This is a genomic window from Micromonospora okii, from assembly GCF_020884795.1.
Lineage (GTDB): Bacteria > Actinomycetota > Actinomycetes > Mycobacteriales > Micromonosporaceae > Micromonospora > Micromonospora okii.
Window position 1 is genome coordinate 157151 of the sequence record NZ_BBZF01000019.1, and the last position, 21297, is coordinate 178447.

The window sequence follows — 21297 nt, forward strand, 5'->3', positions numbered from 1 at the left end:
GTGTCATGACGACTCCCTCGACGTTGTATCGCGGCGGCGTGCTGCACTGTCCGGCTGATCCGAGTGCGTCGGCGTTGCTGGTGCGTGACGGTCGGATCGCCTGGTTGGGTGCGGCGGCGGACGCGCCGCGCGCCGACCGGGTGGTGGAGCTGGGCGGCGCGTTGGTGACGCCGGCGTTCGTGGACGCGCACGTGCACGCGACGGACACCGGGTTGGCCCTGTCGGGTCTGGATCTGTCGGCGGTGCGGTCGGCGGGTGGGTTGTTGGAGGCGGTGGCGGGGTTCGCGGCGGGGTTGCCGGCGGATGCGGTGGTGTTGGGGCACGGCTGGGACGAGTCGTGCTGGTCGGAGCCGGTGCTGCCGGGGGCGGCGGAGTTGGGTCGGGCGGCGGGTGGGCGGCGGGTGTACCTGTCGCAGGCGTCGATTCATTCGGCGTTGGTGTCGTCGGCGATGGTGGCGGCGTGTCCGGAGGCGGCGAGGGCGGCGGGGTTCGACGCGTCGGGGTGGTTGCGGCGGGACGCGCACCATGTGGTGCGGGCGGCGGCGTTGGGGTCGGTGACGCGGGGGCAGCGGGTGGCGGCGCAGCGGGTGGCGTTGGCGCACGCGGCGTCGTTGGGGATCGCGGCGGTGCACGAGTGTGGTGGGCCGGAGATCTCGGACGAGGAGGACTTCACGGGGCTGTTAAGCATTTCGGGTGCCGGGTTGCCGGAGGTGTACGGGTACTGGGGTGAGCTGTTGGGCGCCGCGAAGGCCCGGGAGTTGGGTGCGGTGGGTGCGGGCGGTGACCTGTTCGCGGACGGGGCGTTGGGGTCGCGGACGGCGCACGTGTCGGAGGCGTACCTGGATGGGGAGCCGGGGGCGTGTGGGCACGGGTACGTGAGCGCGGAGCAGGTGCGTGACCACCTTCTGGACTGTGTGGCGCACGGGGTGCAGGGGGGTTTCCACGCGATCGGTGACGCGGCGATCGGCACGGTGCTGGCGGGGTTCGCGGCGGCGGCGCGGAAGGTGGGCGTGGAGCGGTTGCGGGCGGGGCGGCACCGGGTCGAGCACGCGGAGATCATGGGCAAGCGGTTGATCGCCGGGTTCGTGGAGTACGGCATCGTGGCGTCGGTGCAGCCCGCGTTCGACCGGTTGTGGGGTGGCGCGGGCCGGATGTACGAGTCGCGGCTGGGTCTGTCCCGGTCGTTGGAGTCGAACCCGATGGGCGCCATGCACGGGGTGGGGGTGGCGTTGGCGTTCGGGTCGGATTCGCCGGTGACGCCGCTGGACCCGTGGGGGTCGGTGCGGGCGGCGGCGTCGCATCACAACCCGGTGCAGCGGATGAGCGTGCGGGCGGCGTTCGCGGCGCACACCCGGGGCGGGTGGCGGGCCGTGCACCTGGACAACGAGGGCGTGCTGGCTCTGGGCGCGCCGGCGACGTTCGCGGTGTGGGACACCCCGGCCGGGGTGGAGCGGGGTCTGCCGGTGTTGCAGGCCGAGGACCCGGAGGCGCGCGGCGCGGAGGACCCGACGCCGCTGCCGGTGTGCCGGGCCACGGTGTTGCGCGGTGACGTGATCTATCAGGAGGGCACTTCCACGTGAGTGAGCTTGCGAGCGGACCATCGGCACGGCACGGGCGCCGGTACGGCGTCGCCGAGCGCGGCGGGGTGACGGCGTGACGGGCAAGCTTGGGCTGGATCCGGCTTTGGTGGCGCGGGCGCGGGAGTTGGCGCGCCGGGCCGGGCAGCCGGTGGTGGAGCTGGCGCGCAGCCACACCACGGTGTCGGTGGAGCGGGCGGTGCTGCGGCTGGCCGGGGTGAGCGGCGCCGATCCGGACGGCATCCCGTGGGTGAACCGGCTGGTGGACGCGGTGGTCGCCGACGTGGGTCTGGGGCACGGGGTGGCGCTGCCGGTGTTCGACGCTTGCGCGCGGGAGCAGATCGGTGACGTGACGCTGCTGGCGCAGAAGGCCGCCGCCGGGTCGGTGCGGTTCACGCAGCCCACCGGCAGGGCCGCCACCGCGGCCCGGCGGGCGGCCCGGAAGGCGGTCGCCGTGGGCGTGCGGCGGATCGACCGGCGGCGGGCGGAGCGGGACCGGCTGGTGCGGCGGTTCGGGGATCCGAGGCAGCGGCCGTGGATCTACCTGATCGTGGCGACGGGGGACATCTACGAGGACATTCCGCAGGCGCAGGCGGCGGCGCGGGCGGGCGCGGACGTGATCGCGGTGATCCGGTCGACGGGGCAGTCGTTGTTGGACTACGTGCCGGAGGGGGCGACGCGGGAGGGGTTCGCGGGGACGTACGCGACGCAGGAGAACTTCCGGTTGATGCGGGCGGCGTTGGACGAGTCGTCGCGGGAGTTGGGCCGGTACGTGCGGCTGACGAACTACGCGTCGGGGTTGTGCATGCCGGAGATGGCGGCGCTCGCGGGCCTGGAGCGGCTGGACATGATGCTCAACGACTCGATGTACGGGATCCTGTTCCGCGACATCAACCCGATCCGGACGTTCGTGGATCAGCGGTTCTCGCGGCAGGTGCACGCGCGGGCGGGGATCATCATCAACACCGGTGAGGACAACTACCTGACCACGGCGGATGCGGTGGACGAGGCGCACACGGTGACGGTGTCGCAGTTGCTCAACGAGTACTTCGCGCACGAGGCGGGGTTGGCGGACTGGCAGTTGGGGTTGGGTCACGCGTTCGAGATCAACCCGGAGGTGCCGGAGTCGTTGCGGTTGGAGTTGGCGCACGCGTTGTTGGCGCGGGAGTTGTTCCCGGAGGCGCCGTTGAAGTGGATGCCGCCGACGAAGCACATGACCGGTGACGTGTTCCGGGGCAACCTGCTGGACGGGTTCTTCAACCTGGTGGGGGCCATGACGGGGCAGGGGATTCTGCTGGTGGGGATGATGACGGAGGCGGTGGTGACGCCGTGGCTGTCGGACCGGGACATCGCGTTGCAGAACGTGCGGTACGTGCTGGGTGCGGCGGGGGGGTTGCACGAGGACTTCGTGCCGGCGTCGGGCGGTTTCATCCAGCAGCGGGCGCACCGGGTGCTGGGGGAGGCGGTGGACCTGCTGGACCGGATCGGGGATCAGTCGCTGTTGACGGCGATCGCCGAGGGCACGTTCGGGATCATGAAGCGGCCGGCGGATCGGGGCAAGGGCCTGGACGGGGTGGCGCGGCACGAGGCGGGCTACTACAACCCGGCCACGGAGATCCTGGAGCAGCCGTCATGAGCGAACGCACCGAGCGAAGCGAGGGCCATGAGGGCATGCCCAGCCAGCACGGCATGAGCGAACGCACCGAGCGGAGCGAGGGCCGTGAAGGCATGCCCGGCCAGCACGGCATGAGTGAGAAGAAGATCGTGCGGCCGTACGGGGACACCACGGGTGACGGCATGGTGCAGGTGTCGTTCACGTTGCCGGTGCCGCACGACAAGCGGGCCGAGGGCGCGGCGGTGCAGTTGGCGAACAGGATGGGCATCGACCCGGCGATGTTGGTGCACGCGAAGCCGGTGGGTGACGAGTTCACGTTCTTCGTGGTGTACGGACGGGTGAACCATCTGGTGGACCTGGGCGCGGTGCGGGTGGTGGAGCGGGACTTCCCGCTGTTGTCGGCGAAGGAGGTCAACACCGTCGTCAAGCAGCGGTTGCGGCGCAAGTTGTCGGTGGTGGGGGCGTGTATCGGCACGGACGCGCACACGGTGGGCATCGACGCGATCCTGAATGTGAAGGGCATCGCGGGGGAGAAGGGCCTGGAGTACTACCGGGAGTTGAAGGTGACGAACCTGGGTGCGCAGGTGGGGGTGCCGGAGCTGGTGGAGGCGGCCCGGGTGGAGCGGGCGGACGCGGTGCTGGTGTCGCAGGTGGTGACGCAGCGCGACGCGCATCTGCACAACACGCGGGAGATGTCGGCGGCGTTCCGTGAGGCGATGCCGGCGGGGCGGCGTCCGTTGCTGATCGTCGGTGGGCCCCGGTTCGACGAGTCGATGGCCGGTGAGTTGGGTGTGGACCGGATCTTCGGTCGGGGCACGACCCCGGGTGAGGTGGCCAGTTACCTGGTGCACGCGTTGGTGACGAACAGGAGGGTGAAGGCGTGAGTGATTCCCGGGTGGGTCTGACGGTGACCCATCGCCGGTATGTGCCGTACTCGCACGCGCACTACGCGGGGAACCTGGTGGACGGGGCGTACGCGTTGGGGTTGTTCGGGGATGTGGCCACGGAGGTGTGCATCCGCACCGACGGCGACGAGGGGTTGTTCGCGTCGTATTCGGATGTGCAGTTCCGGGCGCCGATGAAGGCCGGTGACGTGTTGGAGGTGGTGGCGACGGTGACCCGGGTGGGCACCCGCAGCCGCACGATCGACTTCGAGGCGCGGGTGGTGTGCCGGGGTCGGCCGGACCGGTCGGCGTCGGCGGCGGAGGTCCTCGCCGTGCCGGTCGTGGCGGTGACGGCGACCGGCACGGTGGTCGTGCCGCCGGTGGCGTGAGCGTCGCCGTCTGCGTCGACGTCGGGTCGACGTACACGAAGGCGGCGGTGGTGGATCTGGAGGCGGGTCGGCTGGTGGGTGCCGGGTCGGCGCCGACGACGGTGGGTTCGGATGTGCTGCGGGGCCTGGACGCGGCGGTGGCGGCGGCGACGGCCGGGCTGGGTGTGCGGGGCGCGCCGTGGTACGTCTGTTCGTCGGCGGGTGGTGGGCTGCGCCTGGCGGTGGTGGGCTACGAGCCGCTGGTGACGGCGCAGGCGGGTCGGCGGGTGGGTTTGTCGGCGGGGGCGAACGTGGTGCACGTGGCGGCCGGCCGGTTGGGCGGGGCGCAGGTGGCGGCGTTGCGGGCGGCCCGCCCGGACGTGGTGTTGCTGGTGGGTGGCACCGACGGCGGTGACGGCGAGACGGTGACGCACAACGCGACGCGGTTGGCGCGGGCGCGGTGGCGGGTGCCGGTGGTGTTGGCGGGCAACGTGGACGTCCGCGACGAGTTGGGTGCGTTGCTGGCCGGGGCGGGGGTGCCGGTGACGGTGGCGGAGAACGTGTTGCCGCGCATCGGGGTGTTGGCGCCGGCGTCGGCGCGGGCGGCGATCCGGGAGGTGTTCCTGCGGCACGTCATCGGCGGTAAGCGGTTGTCGCGGGGGCCGCGGTTCGGCAGGTTGGTGCGGGCGGCGACCCCGGACGCGGTGCTGGGCGGGGTGGAGGTGCTCGCCGACGCGCTGGGCGGGGACCTGGCGGTGGTGGACGTCGGTGGGGCGACGACGGACGTGTACTCGGTGTTGACGCCGGACGAGCGGGCCGGCGGGCCGGGGCGGGAGGTCGCGGGGTCGCTGTGGCGGGCCCGCACCGTGGAGGGGGATCTGGGGGTGCGGTGGAGCGCGCCGGGGGTGTTGCGGGCCGCCGCCGAGGAGCGGCTGCTGGCCCCGGGTGAGGAGGCTAGGCTGGCCGCGGCGGCGGCGGTGCGGGCCGCGGAGCCGGGTTTCCTGCCTTCCGACGAGGCGGGGCGGGCGGTCGACGCGCGGTTCGCGGCCCTGGCGGCGACGGTGGCGTTGCGGCGGCACGCGCGCGGGGCGGGGACCGGGGAGCGGGCGGGCCGGGACCTGCGGGACGTGCGGCTACTGGTGGGTTCGGGCGGGGTGCTGCGTCACGCGGCGGCGGTGGACGCCGCCGGGGTGCTGGGTGGGGTGTTGGCCGACCACGGTGGTGGGTGGCCGTTGCCGCGCGCGGCGCGGCCGGTGGTCGACGTCGACTACGTGTTGGCGGCCGGTGGGTTGCTGGCAGGGGAGCATCCGGTGGCGGCGCGGGCGTTGCTGCGGCATCACCTGGATCGCTGAACGCACCGTCACCGCGTCGAGACGCGCGGACACGACACGCCGTGGTGTGACACACGACAGGCCGGGGTGGGTTGACAGCGGGCGGGGGGCAGCACGTACCGTCTTTGAGTCCTACTACGGGAAGCGGCTGTTGTTCGCTTCGTCCCTTCGTCCGCTGGCCGAGTGACCTTCGGGTCGCGGCGGCCAGGTCCAGCGGGCGGGGGTCGGCGGGGCGGCGCGAACCGGCCGCGGTTACCGGTGTACGGGTGGGGTGAAGGGCACGGCCAGTAGACAACGGCCAGGCGGGGGCAGCCAGTCCACGTCGGGTCGGTCCGAAGGTCGGCGTCGTTCATTCTCGCCCCACCGGCCGGGAAGGGCCTGGGAGCATCGGGGCGCGGCGTACGCCGCGCCCCGATTTTGTGTTCGCGGCCGGGTGGTCAGTCGGTGGTGGTGCGGGCGCGCACGTGCATCCGTTCGCCCTGCGGGCCGAACAGGGTGAGCAGTTCGGCGGGGTGCGGGTCGGGGTTGGCCACGGCGTGCGGCAGGCGGGTGTCGAACTCGGCGACCTCGCCGGGGGTGAGCAGGAGGTCGTGCTCGGCCAGCAGCAGGCGGACCCGACCGGAGAGCACGTACAGCCACTCGTGGCCCTCGTGGGTCTGCTGCTGCTGCGGCTGCGCGGGGGTGTGCGGGGGCAGGATCTGCTTGAACGCCTGGAGGCCGCCGGGGCGGCGGGTCAGGGGCAGGAACGTGCTGCCGTGGCGGACGATGGGGCGCGGGTGCACGCGGGGGTCGCCGGTGGCGGGCGCGCCGACGAGTTCGTCCAGGGGCACCTGGTGGGCGCGGGCGAGGGGCAGCAGCAGTTCCAGGGTGGGCCGCCGTCCGCCGGATTCGAGGCGGGACAGGGTGCTCACGGAGATGCCGGTGGTCTGGGCGAGTTGGGCCAGGGTGATGCCGCGTCGGGTGCGCAGGGCCCGTAGTCGGGGGCCCACGGTGGCCAGGATCGCCGCCTCCTCGTTTGCCATACCGGCAACGATACTTGCCGTCCCGCGCCGGGTGGGGGCACCGTGGGCCCCCGACGACGGGCGAGGGAGACGCGATGGACGACAGGTACGACGTGGTGGTGGTCGGCGGGGGCGCCGCCGGGCTCAGCGGGGCGCTGGCCCTGGCGCGGGCGCGGCGGCGGGTGCTCGTGGTGGATGCGGGGCGGCCCCGTAACGCCCCGGCCGGGCAGGCGCACAACTTCCTCACCCGCGACGGCGTCGCGCCGGCGCGACTGCTGGCCGTCGGCCGCGACGAGGTCACCGGCTACGGCGGGGAGGTCGTCGACGCGACGGCCGAGGAGGCGACGCGCGACGGCGACGGGTTCGTGGTGCGGCTGGGCGACGGGCGGGCGGTGCGGGCCCGGCGGCTGCTGGTGACCACCGGCTGCGTCGACGAGCTGCCCGACGTGCCGGGGCTGGCCGGGCGGTGGGGGCGTGACGTGCTGCACTGCCCGTACTGCCACGGCTGGGAGGTGCGCGACCGGCGCATCGGGGTGCTGGCCACCGGCGCGGCCGGGGTGGCGCAGGCCCACCTGTGGCGGCAGTGGAGCCCGCACGTGACGCTGCTGCTGCACGACGTGGCCGCGCCGGGCGACGAGGAGGCCGAGCGGCTCGCGGCGCGGCAGATCCCCGTGGTCGACGGCCCGGTCGCCGCGCTGGAGGTGACCGGGGACGCGCTGACCGGGGTGCGGCTGGCCGACGGCGAGGTCATCGGCCTCGACGCCCTCGTCGTGGCGTCCCGGGCGGTCGCGTCGGCGGGCGTGCTGGCGTCGCTGGGGCTGGCCCCGGTCGACGCGGGGGCCGGCGCGCAGGTGCCCGCCGACGCGAGCGGCGCCACCGCCGTGCCCGGGGTGTGGGTGGCGGGCAACGTCGCCGACGTGCGCGCGCAGGTGATCACCGCGGCGGCGGCCGGTTCGACGGCCGCCGCGGCGATCAACGCCGACCTGGTCGCCGCCGACACCGACGCCGCCGTGCGGCGCCACCGGCACGACCTGGCCACCATGTTCGAGCGGGAGGGCTGGGAGCAGCGGTACGGGCAGCGGCCGGCGTTGTGGAGCGGGCGGGTCAACCCGCAGCTCGCGGCCGAGGCCGGCGACCTGGCCCCGGGCCGGGCGCTGGACGTCGGCTGCGGTGAGGGCGCCGACGCGCTGTGGCTGGCGCGGCGGGGCTGGCGGGTCACGGCCGTCGACATCGCCGGCACGGCCCTGCGGCGGGCCGCCGCGCACGCCGCCGAGGCGGGGGAGGCGGTCGCCGACCGGATCACCTTCCAGCGGGCGGACCTGCGGGAGCAGCCGCCGGCCGCCGGCGGCTACGACCTGGTGTCGGCGCAGTTCATGCACCTGCCGGGCGTGCAGCGGCGGCGGTTGTTCGCGCGGCTGGCCGACGCGGTCGCCCCGGGCGGCACCCTGCTGATCGTCGGGCACGATCCGGCGGACCTGCGCGACACCGCCCACCGGGCGCACTTCCCCGAGCTGATGTACACGGCGCGGGAGGTCGCCGCCGACCTCGACCCCGGGCGGTGGGAGGTGCTGGTGGCCGAGGCCCGGCCGCGCGCCGTGGTGGACCACGACGGGCGGGACGTCACCCACCACGACGCGGTGCTGGTGGCGCGCCGCCGCGACCCGGCGGGGGCGCCCGGTGTCGCCGTGGCGGGCGGGTAGCCTTCGGCGCGTGATCGTGGTGGTGAGGTGCCGGTGACGACGCTGCGGCGGGCAGGACGGGCGCGGACAGTCGGCGGGGCCGGCGACGGGCGGCCGTTGCCGCTGCCGGTGGCCGTGGCGCTGGCGGTCGCGGCGGGGTTGGCGCTGCTGGCGGCGTTCCCCCCGTACGGGGTGTGGCCGCTGGCGGCGGTCGGCGTGGCGCTGCTGGCCGCGGCGACGCACCGGCGTCGGCCGCGCGCCGGCGCGGGCCTGGGGTTCCTGGCGGGGGTGGCCCTGTTCGGGCCGCTGCTGTCGTGGACGAACCTGCACACCGGCTCCCTGCCGTGGGTGCTGCTGTCGCTGTTGCAGGCCGGGTACGTGGCGCTGCTCGGCGCAGCCGCCGCGTGGTGCTCGCCGCTGGTGCGGCGGTGGCGGTGGTCGTGGCCGGCGCTGACCGGTGTGCTGTGGGTGGGGCAGGAGGCGCTGCGGTCCCGGGCCCCGTTCGGCGGGTTCCCGTGGGGGCGGCTGGCGTTCAGCCAGGACGACTCCCCGGCGCTGCGGTGGGCGGCGGTCGGCGGGGCGCCGCTGGTCACGTTCGTCGTGGCCGTGGCCGGTGGGCTGCTGGTGGCGGCGGCGTGGCGGCCCTGGCGGGCCGCCGGCCGGGCCCGGTGGACGGCGGCCGGGCCGGCGCTCGCGGCGGTGGCGGTGCTGGCCCTGGGGCTGGCGGTGCCGGTGGGGGTGGCCGGCGGCGGCCCCACGGTGACGGTGGCGGTGGTGCAGGGCAACGTGCCGCGTCTGGGCCTGGACTTCAACGCCCAGCGGCGGGCGGTGCTCGACAACCACGTCCAGGCGACCCTGGAGCTGGCCGGGCAGGTGGCCGACGGGTCCCGCCCGCAGCCGGACGTGGTGGTGTGGCCGGAGAACTCCAGCGACATCGACCCGCTGCGCGACCCGGCGGCCGGGGCGCGCATCAGCGCCGCCGCCGACGCCGTGCGGGCGCCGATCCTGGTGGGGGCGGTCCTCGTCGGCCCCGGGCCGGGGCAGAGCCGCAACGCGGGAATCCTGTGGCGCCCCGGCAGCGGCCCCGACCTGGCGCAGTTGTACACCAAGCGGCACCCGGTGCCGTTCGCCGAGTACGTGCCGCTGCGCGACGTGGCGCGGATGGTCAGCAAGGAGGTCGACCGGGTCCGCAGCGACATGGTCGCCGGTGACCGGCCCGGGGTGGTGGACGCCGGGGCGGCGACGCTGGGCGACGTGATCTGCTTCGAGGTGGCCTACGACGGGCTGGTCCGCGACACCGTCACCGGCGGCGCGCAGCTGCTGGTGGTGCAGACCAACAACGCCACGTTCGACGTGGCCGAGGCGCGGCAGCAGTTGGCGATGGTGCGGCTGCGGGCGGTGGAGCACGGCCGCGCGTCGTTGATGGCCTCCACGGTCGGGGTGTCCGGGTTCGTCGCCCCGGACGGGCGGGTATCCGACGCCACCGGGTTCAACACCCGCGCGGTGGTGGTGCGTGAGCTGCGCCTGGGCGACGGTCGGACCCTGGCCACCCGGGTCGGGGTGTGGCCGGAGGCGGTGCTGGCCGCCGGCGCGGTGGCCGCGCTGGCCGGCGCGGCGGTACTGCGCCGCCGCCGCCGGGTGGACCCGGGGTAGCGACACGCCGGCGCCGCGCCGGCGGGGGCGGAGGAGTGGTGAGCGAATCGGCGGGCGCGCGACCCCGGCCGGCGCTGGGCCGGGTGCTGGTGGTCATCCCCACCTACAACGAGGCCGACAACGTCACCACGGCCGTGGCGGGGGTCCGCGCCGCCGCCCCGGACGTGGACGTGCTGGTCGCCGACGACGACAGCCCCGACGGCACGGGGGTCCTCGCCGACGCCCTGGCCGCCACCGACGCGCGGGTGCACGTGCTGCACCGGCCCGGCAAGGAGGGCCTCGGCGCCGCGTACCTGGACGGGTTCGCGTGGGCGCGGCGGCGCGGCTACGACGCGGTGGTGGAGATGGACGCCGACGGCTCCCACGCCCCGCAGGACCTGCCGAGGCTGCTGGCCGCCGCCGCGCACGCCGACGTGGTCATCGGGTCGCGCTGGTGCCGGGGGGCGACGGTGGTGGACTGGCCGCTGCGGCGGCTGCTGCTGTCGCGGTGCGGGAACCTGTACGCGCGGCTGGCGTTGGGGGTGCCCGTCGCCGACGCCACCGGCGGGTACCGGGTGTACCGGCTGGCCGCCCTGGACGCGGTGGACCTGGGGTCGGTGTGTTCGCAGGGCTACTCGTTCCAGGTGGAGCTGTCCCGGCTGGCCCACCGGGCGGGGGCGCGGATCGTGGAGGTGCCGATCACGTTCGCCGAGCGGCGGCGGGGGGCGAGCAAGATGAGCCCGCTGATCGTGGCGGAGGCGTTGTGGCGGATCAGCGTGTGGGCGGTGCAGGACCGGCGTTCCGGGTGGCGGCGCCGCGCGGGCGGTGGTCGGGGCCGGTGGCCGTGACGGGTGGGCGTGTCATGCTGGACGGGCGGGATGACGCGACGGGGGTGAGATGCGCCGAGGACTGAGATTCGCGCCGGTGGTCGCGCTGGTGTGGGTGCTGCTGGAGTTGGCGGTGTTCGTCGGCGTGGGCCGGGGGATCGGGTTCGGCACGGCGGTGCTGCTGGTGTTCGCGGCGTCGCTGCTGGGCCTGGTGCTGCTGCGCCGGGAGGGCATGCGGGCGTGGCGGGGGTTCCGGGCCGCCGCGCGGGCCGGTCAGCCGCCCGGCCCGCAGGTGACCGACGGGCTGGTGGGGTTGCTGGGCGCGCTGCTGCTGGCGGTGCCGGGGCTGGTCGGGGCCGTGGTGGGTGCGCTGCTGCTGGTGCCGCCGGTGCGGCGGCTGGCCCGCGCCGGGGTGCGCCGGGCCACGGAGCGGCGGGTGTCGTCGATGCTCGCCGGTGACCTGTTCGGGCCGAGGCGGGTGCGGGTGCGCCGCGGCGAACCGGGGGCCGGCGCGCCTGCGGAGCCGGCGCCGGCCGCGCCGACGGTGGTCGACGGTGGCCGGGCCATCGAGGGCGAGATCGTCGACCCGGGCCGCTGACGGCGGTCCGCATACAGCGAAACGCCCCCGGAAGGCTCTTCCGGGGGCGTTTCGGCGGGTGTGGGTCAGGCGCGACCGCGGCGGGTGCGGACCTCCTGGAGCCGCTCGGCGAGGATGTCCTCCAGCTCCTCGATCGAGCGCCGCTCCAGCAGCATGTCCCAGTGGGTGCGCGGCGGCTTGGCCTTCTTCTGCTCCGGCTCGGTGCCGTCGACCAGCCGGGCGACGCTGCCGTCGAACTTGCACTCCCAGGTCGTGGGGACCTCGGCGTCGACGGCGAACGGCACCTCGAACTGGTGGCCCTTGGCGCAGAGGTACTCGCGGGTCTGCCGCGGCGCGAGCTCCGTGTTGCGGTCGGACTCGTAGCTGACCGCGCCCAGGCGGCTTCCGCGCAGCATGCGCTCGCCCATGATCGAATTCCCCTCGTTGGTGGTGCTGGTCTCGTCCGTACAACGGTGCGCGTCGGCCGGGTCATTCCCACCCCGGCGGCCCCGCACCCGCACCCGGGCACGGCACCCCGCGCGCCCCCACAAGGGTAGCCCGGCCGCGACAGCGCCCCGACCGGGGCGAATCGCCGGGAGTGTTTCGGCGGTTTACGGGGATGTTACCCGTCCCAGCCGTGCGGAGGTTTCGATGACCAGTGACGCGCCGGCCGCCGGCAGGCCGCCCGCAGAACGGACCTTCTTCGGCCACCCCCGGGCCCTGGCCACCCTGTTCCTCACCGAGATGTGGGAGCGGTTCAGCTTCTACGGGATGCGGGCCATCCTCGTGCTGTACCTGACCGCCACCGTCGCCGAGGACGGCCTCGGCATGCGCGACTCCACCGCCAACGCCGTGTACGGCACGTACAACGCGATGGTGTACCTGATGGCGCTGCCCGGCGGGTGGGTCGCCGACCGGCTCATCGGGGCCCGCCGCTGCGTGCTGTGGGGCGGCATCGTCATCGCCTGCGGCCACTACGTCATGGCGGTGCCCACCACCTGGAGCGTTTTCGCCGGCATGACGCTGATCGTGCTCGGCACCGGGCTGCTCAAACCCAACATCTCGACGATGGTCGGCGACCTGTACGACCGGGACTCCCCGCGCCGCGACGCCGGGTTCTCCCTGTTCTACATGGGCATCAACCTGGGCGGGTTCATCGCCCCGCTGATCACCGGGTTCCTCGGCGAGAAGGTCAACTGGCACCTGGGGTTCGGGGCGGCGGCGATCGGCATGACCTTCGGCGTGATCCAGTACGTCCTGGGCGGGCGCAACCTCGGCGACGCCGGGGAACGCCCCGCCGACCCGCTGCTCGGCGCGGACCGCCGCCGGGCGCTGACCCGCGCCGGGGTGGCCGTCGTCGTGGCCGTCCTCGTCGTGGCCGCCCTGGCCGTGGCCGGGCTGTTCACCGTCAACACCGTGGTCAACCTGCTCACGGTCGCCACCGTGCTGATCACCGTCGGGTACTTCGCGCGCATCCTCGTCGACCGGGAGATCAGCGACACCGAACGCAGCCGGATGAAGGCGTACGTGTGGCTGTTCGTGTTCGCCGCGTCGTTCTGGCTGATCTACGACCAGGCCGGGTCGGTGCTGAACATCTTCGCCGCGAACAACATCGACCGCCACGTGTTCGGGTTCACCTTCCCCGCGTCGTGGCTCCAGTCGGTCAACCCCATCCTGATCATCATCGGGGCGCCGCTGTTCGCGTTGCTGTGGCTGCGGCTGGGCCACCGGGTCTCCACGCCCGTGAAGTTCGCCGTGGGTCTGGTGCTCAACGGCCTGTCGTTCGTGCTGATGGCCGCCGCCGCGCAGGCCGCCGTCGGCGGCGACCTGGTCTCCCCGTGGTGGCTGGTCGCGGTCTTCGCCATCCAGGTCGCCGGCGAGCTGTCGCTGAGCCCGGTCGGCCTCTCCGCCACCACCAGGCTCGCCCCCGTGAAGTACGCCAGTCAGATGATGGGGCTGTGGTTCCTGGCCACCGCCGTCGGCGACGCCATCGGCGGGCAGGTCGCCCGGCTCGCCGAGAGCTGGCCGGAGCCGGTGTACTTCCTCACCTTCGGGGCCGCGTCGGTGCTGCTCGGCCTCGGCGCGGTGATGTTCGCCCGGCAGATCCGGCACCTGATGGCCGGCATCCACTGACCGCCCACCCCGGCTCAGCGGGGCGGGGCGCCCAGCCGGGCCAGCGCGGCGGCCAGGTCGCTGACCTGGTCGACCAGTTGCGCCGAGCGACGCTGCGCGGCGTCCCGCTCGGCCTCGGCGGCGCGCAGCCGCGCCTCCAGCTCGCCGAGGCGGCCCTCGACGGCGGCCGAGGACTGCCGGGCGGCGGTCAGCTCGGCGACGACGGCGTCGCGGGCCGTGACGGCCTCCGCCAGGCGCGCCGCCAGCGCCGCCGTCTCCTCCCCGGCCGCCCGCGCGGCCGTGTGCGCCGCCTCGGCGGCCCGCCGCGCGTCGTCGGCGGCGGCGCGCAGCCGGTCGGCCAGCTCCCGCGCCCGCCCGGCCTCCGCGCCGGCGGCGTCGGCCCGCTCGGCGGCCCGCCGGGCGTCGGCGCGGGACCGCTGCGCGTCGGCGTCGGCCTGCTCGGCGCGCCGCCGCGCCTCCTGCTCCGCCGCCTCGTGCCGGGCCGCGTCGGCGCGGGCGGCGTCCCGCTCGGCGGTCAGGTCCGCCGTCCGCCGCCGCTGCGCGTCGCGGTCCTCCCGCACCTCGCGCAGCTCGTGGCGGGCCGCGTCGCGGTCCCGCTCGGCCTGCGTGCGCAGCGCCTCGGCCGCCGAGGCGTCGCGGCGGGCCGCGTCCCGGGCCGCCTCGGCGGCGTCGGCGCGCTCCCGGTCCCGGGTGGCGTCGGCCTGCGCGCCCTCGGCCCGCTGCCGGGCGGCGTCCGCCTCGGCCACCGCCGACCGGGCCTCCTGGCGGGCGCGGGCGGCCGACGCCGCGGCGTCCTCGGCGTCGCGGCGGGCCTCGTCGCGTTCGGTGTGCGCCTGCGCCAGCTCCGCGGCGGTGTCGGCGCGCACCCGCGCCACCTGCCGCTCCACCCCCGCCGGGGACAGCTCGGCGTGCAGCGCCTCGGTGAGGGTCTCCACGATCTGGTCGAGGCGGTCCACCGCCTCCCACGTGCGGGCCACCTGACCGGGCAGGCCGGGGGCGTTGCGGTGCCGCATCCGGTTGTTGCGGGAGGCCCGCTGGCAGGCGCCGTCGTTGTCGCGGCAGTAGCGGAACGGCCGGCCCGCTCCGGCCCGTTGCGGCACGTCGCGCCCGCAGTGCGCGCAGGGACGGGTGTCGGTGGGGGAGGGCTGGGCGTCCATCGAGGCGGAAGTCTAGTCAGGCCGCCCGCCGGCCCCCGCGACGCGCACCGGCTGCGGGTCAGCCGGCGGCGCGGGCCGCCCCGTCGAGGGTGTAGCGGCGCTGCAGCAGCAGCGCGGCGAGCATCGACACCACCGGCAGCAGCCCGAAGCCGTAGCGGATCGCCGCCAAGGCCGTGTCGGGCTGGGCGACCGGGTCGCCGGCGGCCGAGGCCACGAACCCGCCGGCGGCCAGGCACAGCGCGTACGCGTAGGGGCCCAGCGCCGCGCCGGTGGCCTCGGTGGCCGTCCACACCCCGGTGTAGGTGCCCGCGCCGGTGGCCCCGGCGGCGCGGATGACGTCCGGCATCATCGCGAACGGCAGCAGCTGCATCCCGGCGAACGCCACCCCGAGCACCGCCACCGCCGCGACGAGCACCGGCAGGCCGGCCGGGCGGCCCACGGCGAGGACCGCCGACCCGGCGGCGAACGCCGCCTGCGCGGTCAGCAGCGCCCGCTGCTTGCCGACCCGCCGGGCCACCGCCAGCCACGCCGTGGTGACCAGCAGCGCCGGGGCGACGAACGCCGCGACCAGCACGGTGGTCAGCGCCGGGCGGCCCAGCTCGTACTCGGCGTAGTAGGGCACGCCGGCGAGCACCAGGTGGGTGGTGGTCGACATCGCCAGGTACGCGGCGACGAGCCAGCGGAACTGCCGGTCGCGCAGCGCCGCCGTCAACGCCCGCCACCCGCCCGGGGCGTGGGCGGCGGGCAGGGTCCCGGCGGCGCGGCGCAGCCGGGCCACGCCGGCCACCCCGACCGCCATGGCCGCGAGGGTGCCCGCGCCCAGCAGCAGCCCCATCCGCTGGTAGCCGGCCCGGGTGGCGGCGTCACCGCCGGTCAGCAGGGGCGCGAGCAGCCCGGCGACCAGGATCCCGAGGGTCAGCACCACCATCCGGAACGCCATCAGCCGGGTCCGCTCGTGGTAGCCGATGCGCAGGTCGGCGGGGGTGGCCAGGTAGGGCACCTGGTAGGCGGCGAACAGCAGGTTCCCGGCGACGAAGCAGACCACGACCCAGGCGGCGGCCGGCGCGCCGGTGAGCCCGCCGGGCACCGCGAACAGGGCCGCGAACGCCACCGGCAGCGCGCAGCCGGCCAGCAGCAGCCGCCGGCGGTCGCCCCGGCGGGCCAGCTCCACGTCGCAGCGGTGCCCGACCCACGGGTGCAGCAGCACGTCGGCGACCTTCGGCGCCAGCAGCGCCAGGCCCGCCAGCCACGGCGTCACGGCAAGCACGTCGGTGAGGAAGTACAGCAGCAGCAGCCCGGGCACGGTCACCCACACGCCCATGCCGAGCGAGCCGGTGGCGAAGCCGAGCAGCGGGCCCCGCGGCAGGTCGGCGGCCGGCGTGCCGGCGCGCTGGTGGAGCCCGGTCATGGTCTGCGTCCCTTCCACGGCGCGCCGCCGCAAATCCAACGGTTGCTGGATTGTAGGGGGACAATGGCGGCCGTGACCATGCCCCGCCGTCGACCGGGCCGCCCCCGGCGCGCCGAGAACCGCGACACCCGCGAGGTGGTGCTCGCCGCCGCCACGGCGCTGTTCGCCGCCCGTGGCTTCGACGCCGTCGGGCTGCGGCAGGTCGCCGCGGCCGCCGGCGTCGACGTGGCCACGGTCTCCCACCACACGGGTACGAAGGCGCAGCTCTACGACGCCTGCTTCGCCCGGGTGTTCGCCGCCGAGCGGCAGGCCCTGGAGTCGGCGACGCGGGCCGCCCGGGTGGCCCTCGACGCCGGGCCCGTGGCGGCCCGGCAGGCGCTGCACGACCTGGTCGACGTGTTCGTCGACTTCCTCGAGGCCCGGCCGGAGACCACCGCGCTGTGGCTGCGTCGCTGGCTGGAGCCGCACCGGCACGCCGAGCTGGACCAGCGCTACTCCACCCCGCTGTACGACCTGGTCGAGGGGCTGCTGCGCGACGCGGCGGCGGCCGGGGCGCTGGTCGATCCCACCCCCCGCGTCACCGTGCGCGGCCTGGTGTGGGCGGTGCACGGGCACGTGGTGGCGCTGGCCGTGCCGGGAGGGCCGGAGCAGGGGGAGCGCCGCGAGTTCCGCGCCTGGCTGCACCGCGTCCTGCACGGGCTCTACGGCCCGACCGCCCCTTGACGCCGGTCGGCGACCCGCGCATTATCCAACCGTCGTTGGATTAACGGTCGGGGGAGGAAACCATGGGCGCACCGAGGATCGCGGTGATCGGCGCCGGCGCCGCCGGCCTGGCCACCCTCAAGGCCCTCGCCGACGCCCGGGTCGACGCCGTCTGCTTCGACGCCGGCGAGCAGGTCGGCGGCCTGTGGGTGTACGGGGCGCCGGACTCGCCCGCCTATCGCACCCTGCACCTGAACACCAGCAGGGCCCGCACCCAGTTCGCCGACCACCCCATGCCGGCGGACTGGCCCGACTACCCCGACCACACCCGCGTCGCCGGCTACCTGCACGACTACGCCGACCGTTTCGGCCTGCTCGCCGCCGTCCGGCTGCGGCACACCGTCGACCGGGTCACCCGCACCCCCGACGGCCGCTGGACGGTGCGCGCCACCGGCCCCGACGGGCCCACCGAGGTCACCGTCGAGGCGGTCGTCGTCGCCAACGGCCACAACCGGGTGCCCCGGCTCCCCGAGCCCGGCTACCCCGGCGACTGCGCCGCCGAACAGCTCCACAGCCACGCCTACCGGGGCCCCGACCAGCTCACCGGCCGGCGCGTGCTCGTCGTCGGCGGCGGAAACTCCGCCATGGACATCGCCGTCGACGCCTCCCACACCGCCCGACGCACCCTGCTGTCCCTGCGCCGCGGCGTGTGGGTGGTGCCCAAGTACCTGCTCGGCCGCCCCTCGGACACCCTCAACGGGGCCCTGGCCCGCCGGCTGCCCTGGCGGCTGCGCCAACGGGTCACCCAGGCGATGCTCGCCGCCACCGTCGGCCCGCCCGCCCGCTACGGCCTGCCCACCCCCGCCCACGGATTCCTCCAGGACCACCCCACCCTCTCCGACGCGCTGCTGTCCCGGCTCACCCACCGCGACATCGAGGCCCGCCCCGGCATCGCGGCCTTCGACGGCGACCGCGTCACGTTCACCGACGGCCGCGTCGACGCCGTCGACCTGGTCGTCTGGTGCACCGGCTACCGCGTCGAGATCCCCTTCCTCGACCCGGCGCTGCTCGGCGACGGCGCCGACACCCTGCCGCTGTACCGGCACGTGTTCCACCTCGACGCCCCCGGCCTGATGTTCGTCGGGCTGATGCAGTCCACCGGGGCGGCGTTCCCCCTCGTGGAGGCGCAGGCCCGGCTCGTCGCCGCTCACCTGGCCGGCCGGTACGCCCCACCCGACCCCGCCACACAGCGGGCCGCCTGCCGCGCCGAACTGCTCGCCGCCACCGCCCGCTGGGGGCAGCGGCGGCCCGCGATGCGGGTCGACTTCGACGCCTACCTGGCCGAGCTGGGCCGGGAGCTGACCGCCGGGGCCCGCCGCGCCGCCCGGGCCGCGTCGTGAGCGCCCTGACCGGCCGGCGGGTCCTGCTCACCGGCGCCCGGGGCACCTTCGGCCGCCACCTCGGCGCGGCGCTGACCGCCGGCGGCGCCCGCGTCGTCGGCCTCGACCTGCACGCCCACGACGACCCCGACGTGCCGGTGCTCGCCGCCGACCTGACCGACCCGGCCGCCGCGCCGGCCGCCGTGGCCGCCGCCGTCGACCGGCTCGGCGGCCTCGACCTGCTGATCAACAACGCCGGCGTCGGCGGACCCGCCCCCGCCGAGCTGTCGCCCGACGAGACCGTGCGCCGGCAGCTCGAGGTGAACCTGCTCGCCGCCTGGCGGACCACCGCCGCGGCCCTGCCCGCCCTCGTGGCCGCCCACGGCCGGGTCGTCTTCGTGGCCAGCCGGATGGCGGTGCTGCCGCTGCCCCTGGCCGCCGCGTACGGGGTCAGCAAGCGCGCCCTCGTCGCGTACGCCGACGCCCTGCGCCTGGAGGTCGGCACCCACGTCGGCGTCAGCGTCGTCTATCCGAGCATGGTCGCCTCGCCGATCCACGACAGCACCGCCGCAGCCGGGCTGTCCCTGAGCGGGGTGTCCCGCCCGGAGCCCGTCGAGGGCGTCGTCGCGGCGATCCTGCGCGCCGCCACCGCCCGCCGGGCCCCCCGCGACGTGGCGACCACCGCCCGGGGGCGCCTCGAGATGGCCCTCGCCCGGCACGCGCCCGCGCTCGCCGACCGCCTCGTGCGCCGTACCGTCGCCGGGCGGGTCGCCGCCGGGGACCTCGACGCGGCGCCGCTGGCCGCCGGGCTGGTCGCCCGCCACCGCGACCCGGCGGCGCAGGAGCCCCGCAGCCCGTGACGGCGACCGCCGGCACGGGACACCGCCGACGGCCGCGCCGGGCCACACTACGGGGATGCCGGTCATCCTGCGCGCCCCCGCGACGGCCCACCACCCCGGACTGCTGCTGCGCCCGTGGTGCGACACCGACGTGGCCGCCCTGGTGGAGGCCCATCGCGACCCGGTGCTGCGCCGCCGGGTCCGGCGGCCGATCGCCGACGCCCGCGACGCGCGGCGCTGGATGGCCCGCAGCCGGCAGGGCTGGGCCGCCGACCGGCGCTTCGACTTCGCCGTCGTGGAGCCGCAGCCCCACGGCGGCGACCGGCTGGTCGCCACCGTCGTCGTCAAGGAGGTCCTGCCCGGCCGCGCGCACGCCGAGGTGGGGTACTGGACCGCCGCTTGGGCGCGCGGGCGCGGCGTCGCGCCCCGGGCCGTCGAGGCGGTCACCGGGTGGGCGTTCGCCCGGTTCGCCGCCGCCGGCCTGACCCGGCTGGAGTTGCTGCACGAGGTCGACAACACCGCGTCGTGCCGGGTGGCGGAGAAGGCCGGCTACCTGTTCGAGGAGGTCCTGCCCGCCCGGGAGCCGTTCCCCCACGACGGGCACCGGCACGTACGGCGGGCACCGCCCCGCCCGAGCGCCTGACCACGCGGCTTCCCTCCGGGGAATGCGCCACCTCGGCCCGGCGCTGTCCCCTCGGACGGCCGCTACGGTGGATCGCAGGGAGGTGGCGAGGTGACCGATCGCTGGGAGGCCGCGGCCGAGGCGCAGATCCGCGCCGCCCAGGAACGCGGCGAGTTCGACAACCTGCCCGGTGCGGGCAAGCCGCTGCCGGGGCGGCACCTGCCCTACGACGAGTCGTGGTGGATCAAGAGTTTCCTGGAGCGCGAGCAGATCCCCGGCGACCTGCTGCTGCCCACCCCGCTGCTGCTGCGCCGCCGGGTCGAGAAAGTGCCTCACGAGGTGCGGGACCTGCCCACCGAGGCGTCCGTGCGGGCGTACGTGGGCGACCTCAACCGGGAGGTCCTCGCCTGGCTGCGCAACCCCACCGGCCCGCAGGTCGTCGTGCGGCCCGTCAACGCCGACGAGGTGGTGCGCGGCTGGCGCGCCGACCGGGAGCGGGCCCGGGCGCAGGCCCCCGCCGCTACGGTCCCTGTGACCCCGGGGCGCAGCAGTCGGGGCTGGTGGCGCCCCTGGCGTCGCCGTCCCTGACCCCCGGGGCCGGTCACACGAGGGGCAGCGGCTGCTGCGGGTCGGTGCCAGGATGCTCGGGTGCGTCCCACCGCCGTCGCACTGCTCACTGCGGCCCTGCTCGCCGTCGGTCACGTCCTCGGGGTCCTGACCGACCGTCCGCTCCTGCGCTACGCCGAGGTGCTGGTGGTGCTCCTGCTGCTGGCGTACGTGTTGCTGGCCAGGCTGCCGTCGCCGGGGTGGGCGCTGCCGGTCGCGCTCGCCGTGCCCGCCGTCGACGCGGTCCGCACCATGCCCGTCACCGAACCGGCGACAAGTGGTTGGACCGTGTACCGCGATTCCCCCGTCGAGGTCGACGGGTGGCACACGTTCACGGAAGGGCTGGCGGCGACCTGGGCGGGCACCGCCTTCGCGGTCGTGCTGCTGCTGTGGCTCGCCGCACGCGGCGGCGAGCAGGCGCGGCGGCCGGTCCCGGCCGTCCGACGGCGTCTCGCCCTCGCCGGTGGCGCGCTCGCCGTGACCCTCGTCGTGGGGTACGCGCTCGTCCGGGTCGTGCAGGTGTGGCGCGTTCTGGTCGATGCACGGGACATGTACGACAACTCGGATCCGGGCGAGGCGGCGACTGCGGCGGGCCTGGCGGTGGTGGCGGTGGTGGCGCCGCTGCTGCTGGCGCTGGCCTCGCTCGTGCTGACCGTGGCGCTCGCCCGGCGGGCCCTGTGGTTGGCCGCCGGGGGCGCTGCGCTGCTCGCCGCCGTCGCCCTGCCGTTGCTGGACGCGGCTCTCACGGCGACGCCCCTGCCCATCGCCGCCTACGACGGTGCCCTGTTCGGCCGGTTCGCCATCACCCCGACGCTGTCCATGCCGGCCCCGGTTCCGGCGTTGACCGCCGCCGTTAAGCTGACCGCGTACGCGCTCGTGGTGGTGGGCCTGGTGCGGGCGGCGGGTCCGCCGGCGCAACCGGTACGGCAGAGTTGACCCACCGCCCGCACCAGGGCCGCG

Annotated in this window: 20 protein-coding genes; 16 read left to right on the forward strand and 4 right to left on the reverse strand. The window is 75.9% G+C overall.

From position 1 onward, the window contains the following. The first annotated feature begins 5 nt into the window (after positions 1 to 5). From LPU43_RS17680 to LPU43_RS17700, 5 genes are all read left to right on the forward strand, one after another. Entirely contained in the window at positions 6 to 1580 is a 1575-nt protein-coding gene (locus LPU43_RS17680) for an amidohydrolase (protein WP_229401553.1), read from the forward strand. A 73-nt stretch (positions 1581 to 1653) separates the two neighbouring features. After that, a complete protein-coding gene (gene kamD / locus LPU43_RS17685; protein ID WP_229401554.1) occupies positions 1654 to 3213 on the forward strand; it encodes a lysine 5,6-aminomutase subunit alpha in 1560 nt (519 codons plus the stop codon). Between the two features lie 110 nt (positions 3214 to 3323). Continuing rightward, on the forward strand, positions 3324 to 4076 hold the full coding sequence (gene kamE / locus LPU43_RS17690; protein ID WP_229401725.1) for a lysine 5,6-aminomutase subunit beta: 753 nt from the start codon (positions 3324 to 3326) through the stop codon (positions 4074 to 4076). Then, on the forward strand, positions 4073 to 4465 hold the full coding sequence (gene kal, locus LPU43_RS17695) for a 3-aminobutyryl-CoA ammonia lyase (protein WP_229401555.1): 393 nt from the start codon (positions 4073 to 4075) through the stop codon (positions 4463 to 4465). The genes kamE and kal overlap by 4 nt, the downstream gene beginning before the upstream one ends. Beyond that, positions 4462 to 5796, forward strand: a complete 1335-nt coding sequence (locus LPU43_RS17700) for a glutamate mutase L (protein ID WP_229401556.1) — start codon at positions 4462 to 4464, stop codon at positions 5794 to 5796. The genes kal and LPU43_RS17700 overlap by 4 nt, the downstream gene beginning before the upstream one ends. A gap of 416 nt (positions 5797 to 6212) precedes the next feature. On the opposite strand, the gene LPU43_RS17705 is transcribed toward LPU43_RS17700, so the two are convergent. Continuing rightward, positions 6213 to 6797, reverse strand: a complete 585-nt coding sequence (locus tag LPU43_RS17705; protein WP_229401557.1) for a helix-turn-helix transcriptional regulator — start codon at positions 6795 to 6797, stop codon at positions 6213 to 6215. A gap of 74 nt (positions 6798 to 6871) precedes the next feature. Here LPU43_RS17705 and LPU43_RS17710 point away from each other — a divergent pair, with 74 nt between their 5' ends. From LPU43_RS17710 to LPU43_RS17725, 4 genes are read left to right on the forward strand one after another with little or no spacing between them, the layout of a single operon-like run. Beyond that, positions 6872 to 8476 (forward strand): methyltransferase domain-containing protein, encoded by a 1605-nt coding sequence (locus LPU43_RS17710; RefSeq protein ID WP_229401558.1) that lies wholly within the window; start codon positions 6872 to 6874, stop codon positions 8474 to 8476. A 33-nt stretch (positions 8477 to 8509) separates the two neighbouring features. Beyond that, entirely contained in the window at positions 8510 to 10108 is a 1599-nt protein-coding gene (gene lnt, locus LPU43_RS17715; protein WP_229401559.1) for an apolipoprotein N-acyltransferase, read from the forward strand. Between the two features lie 38 nt (positions 10109 to 10146). Next, positions 10147 to 10935: a polyprenol monophosphomannose synthase gene (locus LPU43_RS17720; protein ID WP_229401560.1), complete on the forward strand. Its 789-nt coding sequence runs from the start codon at positions 10147 to 10149 to the stop codon at positions 10933 to 10935. A gap of 49 nt (positions 10936 to 10984) precedes the next feature. After that, positions 10985 to 11512 carry an FxsA family protein gene (locus tag LPU43_RS17725; RefSeq protein ID WP_229401561.1) on the forward strand — a complete coding sequence of 176 codons (528 nt, stop codon included), beginning with the start codon at positions 10985 to 10987 and terminating at the stop codon, positions 11510 to 11512. A 65-nt stretch (positions 11513 to 11577) separates the two neighbouring features. Here LPU43_RS17725 and LPU43_RS17730 read toward each other — a convergent pair whose 3' ends face one another. Next, on the reverse strand, positions 11578 to 11919 hold the full coding sequence (locus tag LPU43_RS17730) for an RNA polymerase-binding protein RbpA (RefSeq protein ID WP_229401562.1): 342 nt from the start codon (positions 11917 to 11919) through the stop codon (positions 11578 to 11580). A 223-nt stretch (positions 11920 to 12142) separates the two neighbouring features. Here LPU43_RS17730 and LPU43_RS17735 point away from each other — a divergent pair, with 223 nt between their 5' ends. After that, the gene (locus LPU43_RS17735) at positions 12143 to 13624 is read left to right on the forward strand and encodes a peptide MFS transporter (RefSeq protein ID WP_229401563.1); all 1482 of its coding nucleotides are present in this window, start codon (positions 12143 to 12145) and stop codon (positions 13622 to 13624) included. A 14-nt stretch (positions 13625 to 13638) separates the two neighbouring features. Here the strand turns inward: LPU43_RS17735 and LPU43_RS17740 are convergent, their stop codons facing one another. Both LPU43_RS17740 and LPU43_RS17745 read right to left on the reverse strand, forming a co-directional pair. After that, positions 13639 to 14781, reverse strand: coding sequence for a hypothetical protein (locus LPU43_RS17740; RefSeq protein WP_229401564.1), 1143 nt, complete (start codon positions 14779 to 14781; stop codon positions 13639 to 13641). A 58-nt stretch (positions 14782 to 14839) separates the two neighbouring features. Next, positions 14840 to 16189: an MFS transporter gene (locus tag LPU43_RS17745; RefSeq protein WP_229401565.1), complete on the reverse strand. Its 1350-nt coding sequence runs from the start codon at positions 16187 to 16189 to the stop codon at positions 14840 to 14842. A 78-nt stretch (positions 16190 to 16267) separates the two neighbouring features. On the opposite strand from LPU43_RS17745, the gene LPU43_RS17750 reads away from it, so the two are divergent. The 6 genes from LPU43_RS17750 (at position 16268) to LPU43_RS17775 (ending at position 21273) form a co-directional block, all read left to right on the forward strand. Then, positions 16268 to 16912, forward strand: a complete 645-nt coding sequence (locus tag LPU43_RS17750; RefSeq protein ID WP_229401726.1) for a TetR/AcrR family transcriptional regulator — start codon at positions 16268 to 16270, stop codon at positions 16910 to 16912. A gap of 62 nt (positions 16913 to 16974) precedes the next feature. After that, positions 16975 to 18291, forward strand: a complete 1317-nt coding sequence (locus tag LPU43_RS17755) for a flavin-containing monooxygenase (protein WP_229401566.1) — start codon at positions 16975 to 16977, stop codon at positions 18289 to 18291. Beyond that, positions 18288 to 19130, forward strand: coding sequence for an SDR family NAD(P)-dependent oxidoreductase (locus LPU43_RS17760; RefSeq protein WP_229401567.1), 843 nt, complete (start codon positions 18288 to 18290; stop codon positions 19128 to 19130). The genes LPU43_RS17755 and LPU43_RS17760 overlap by 4 nt, the downstream gene beginning before the upstream one ends. A 55-nt stretch (positions 19131 to 19185) precedes the next feature. Continuing rightward, positions 19186 to 19752, forward strand: coding sequence for a GNAT family N-acetyltransferase (locus LPU43_RS17765; protein ID WP_229401568.1), 567 nt, complete (start codon positions 19186 to 19188; stop codon positions 19750 to 19752). A gap of 90 nt (positions 19753 to 19842) precedes the next feature. After that, positions 19843 to 20319, forward strand: coding sequence for a DnaJ family domain-containing protein (locus tag LPU43_RS17770; RefSeq protein WP_229401569.1), 477 nt, complete (start codon positions 19843 to 19845; stop codon positions 20317 to 20319). A 60-nt stretch (positions 20320 to 20379) separates the two neighbouring features. Next, on the forward strand, positions 20380 to 21273 hold the full coding sequence (locus LPU43_RS17775) for a hypothetical protein (RefSeq protein ID WP_229401570.1): 894 nt from the start codon (positions 20380 to 20382) through the stop codon (positions 21271 to 21273). Positions 21274 to 21297: the final 24 nt, after the last annotated feature.

Coding starts and splice junctions, on each gene's coding strand:
- LPU43_RS17680 (WP_229401553.1), top strand. CDS start 6: ATGACGACTCCCTCGACGTTGTATCGCGGCGGCGTGCTGCACTGTCCG.
- kamE (WP_229401725.1), top strand. CDS start 3,324: ATGAGTGAGAAGAAGATCGTGCGGCCGTACGGGGACACCACGGGTGAC.
- LPU43_RS17705 (WP_229401557.1), bottom strand. CDS start 6,797: ATGGCAAACGAGGAGGCGGCGATCCTGGCCACCGTGGGCCCCCGACTA.
- LPU43_RS17710 (WP_229401558.1), top strand. CDS start 6,872: ATGGACGACAGGTACGACGTGGTGGTGGTCGGCGGGGGCGCCGCCGGG.
- LPU43_RS17725 (WP_229401561.1), top strand. CDS start 10,985: ATGCGCCGAGGACTGAGATTCGCGCCGGTGGTCGCGCTGGTGTGGGTG.
- LPU43_RS17730 (WP_229401562.1), bottom strand. CDS start 11,919: ATGGGCGAGCGCATGCTGCGCGGAAGCCGCCTGGGCGCGGTCAGCTAC.
- LPU43_RS17735 (WP_229401563.1), top strand. CDS start 12,143: ATGACCAGTGACGCGCCGGCCGCCGGCAGGCCGCCCGCAGAACGGACC.
- LPU43_RS17740 (WP_229401564.1), bottom strand. CDS start 14,781: ATGGACGCCCAGCCCTCCCCCACCGACACCCGTCCCTGCGCGCACTGC.
- LPU43_RS17745 (WP_229401565.1), bottom strand. CDS start 16,189: ATGACCGGGCTCCACCAGCGCGCCGGCACGCCGGCCGCCGACCTGCCG.
- LPU43_RS17750 (WP_229401726.1), top strand. CDS start 16,268: ATGCCCCGCCGTCGACCGGGCCGCCCCCGGCGCGCCGAGAACCGCGAC.
- LPU43_RS17755 (WP_229401566.1), top strand. CDS start 16,975: ATGGGCGCACCGAGGATCGCGGTGATCGGCGCCGGCGCCGCCGGCCTG.
- LPU43_RS17765 (WP_229401568.1), top strand. CDS start 19,186: ATGCCGGTCATCCTGCGCGCCCCCGCGACGGCCCACCACCCCGGACTG.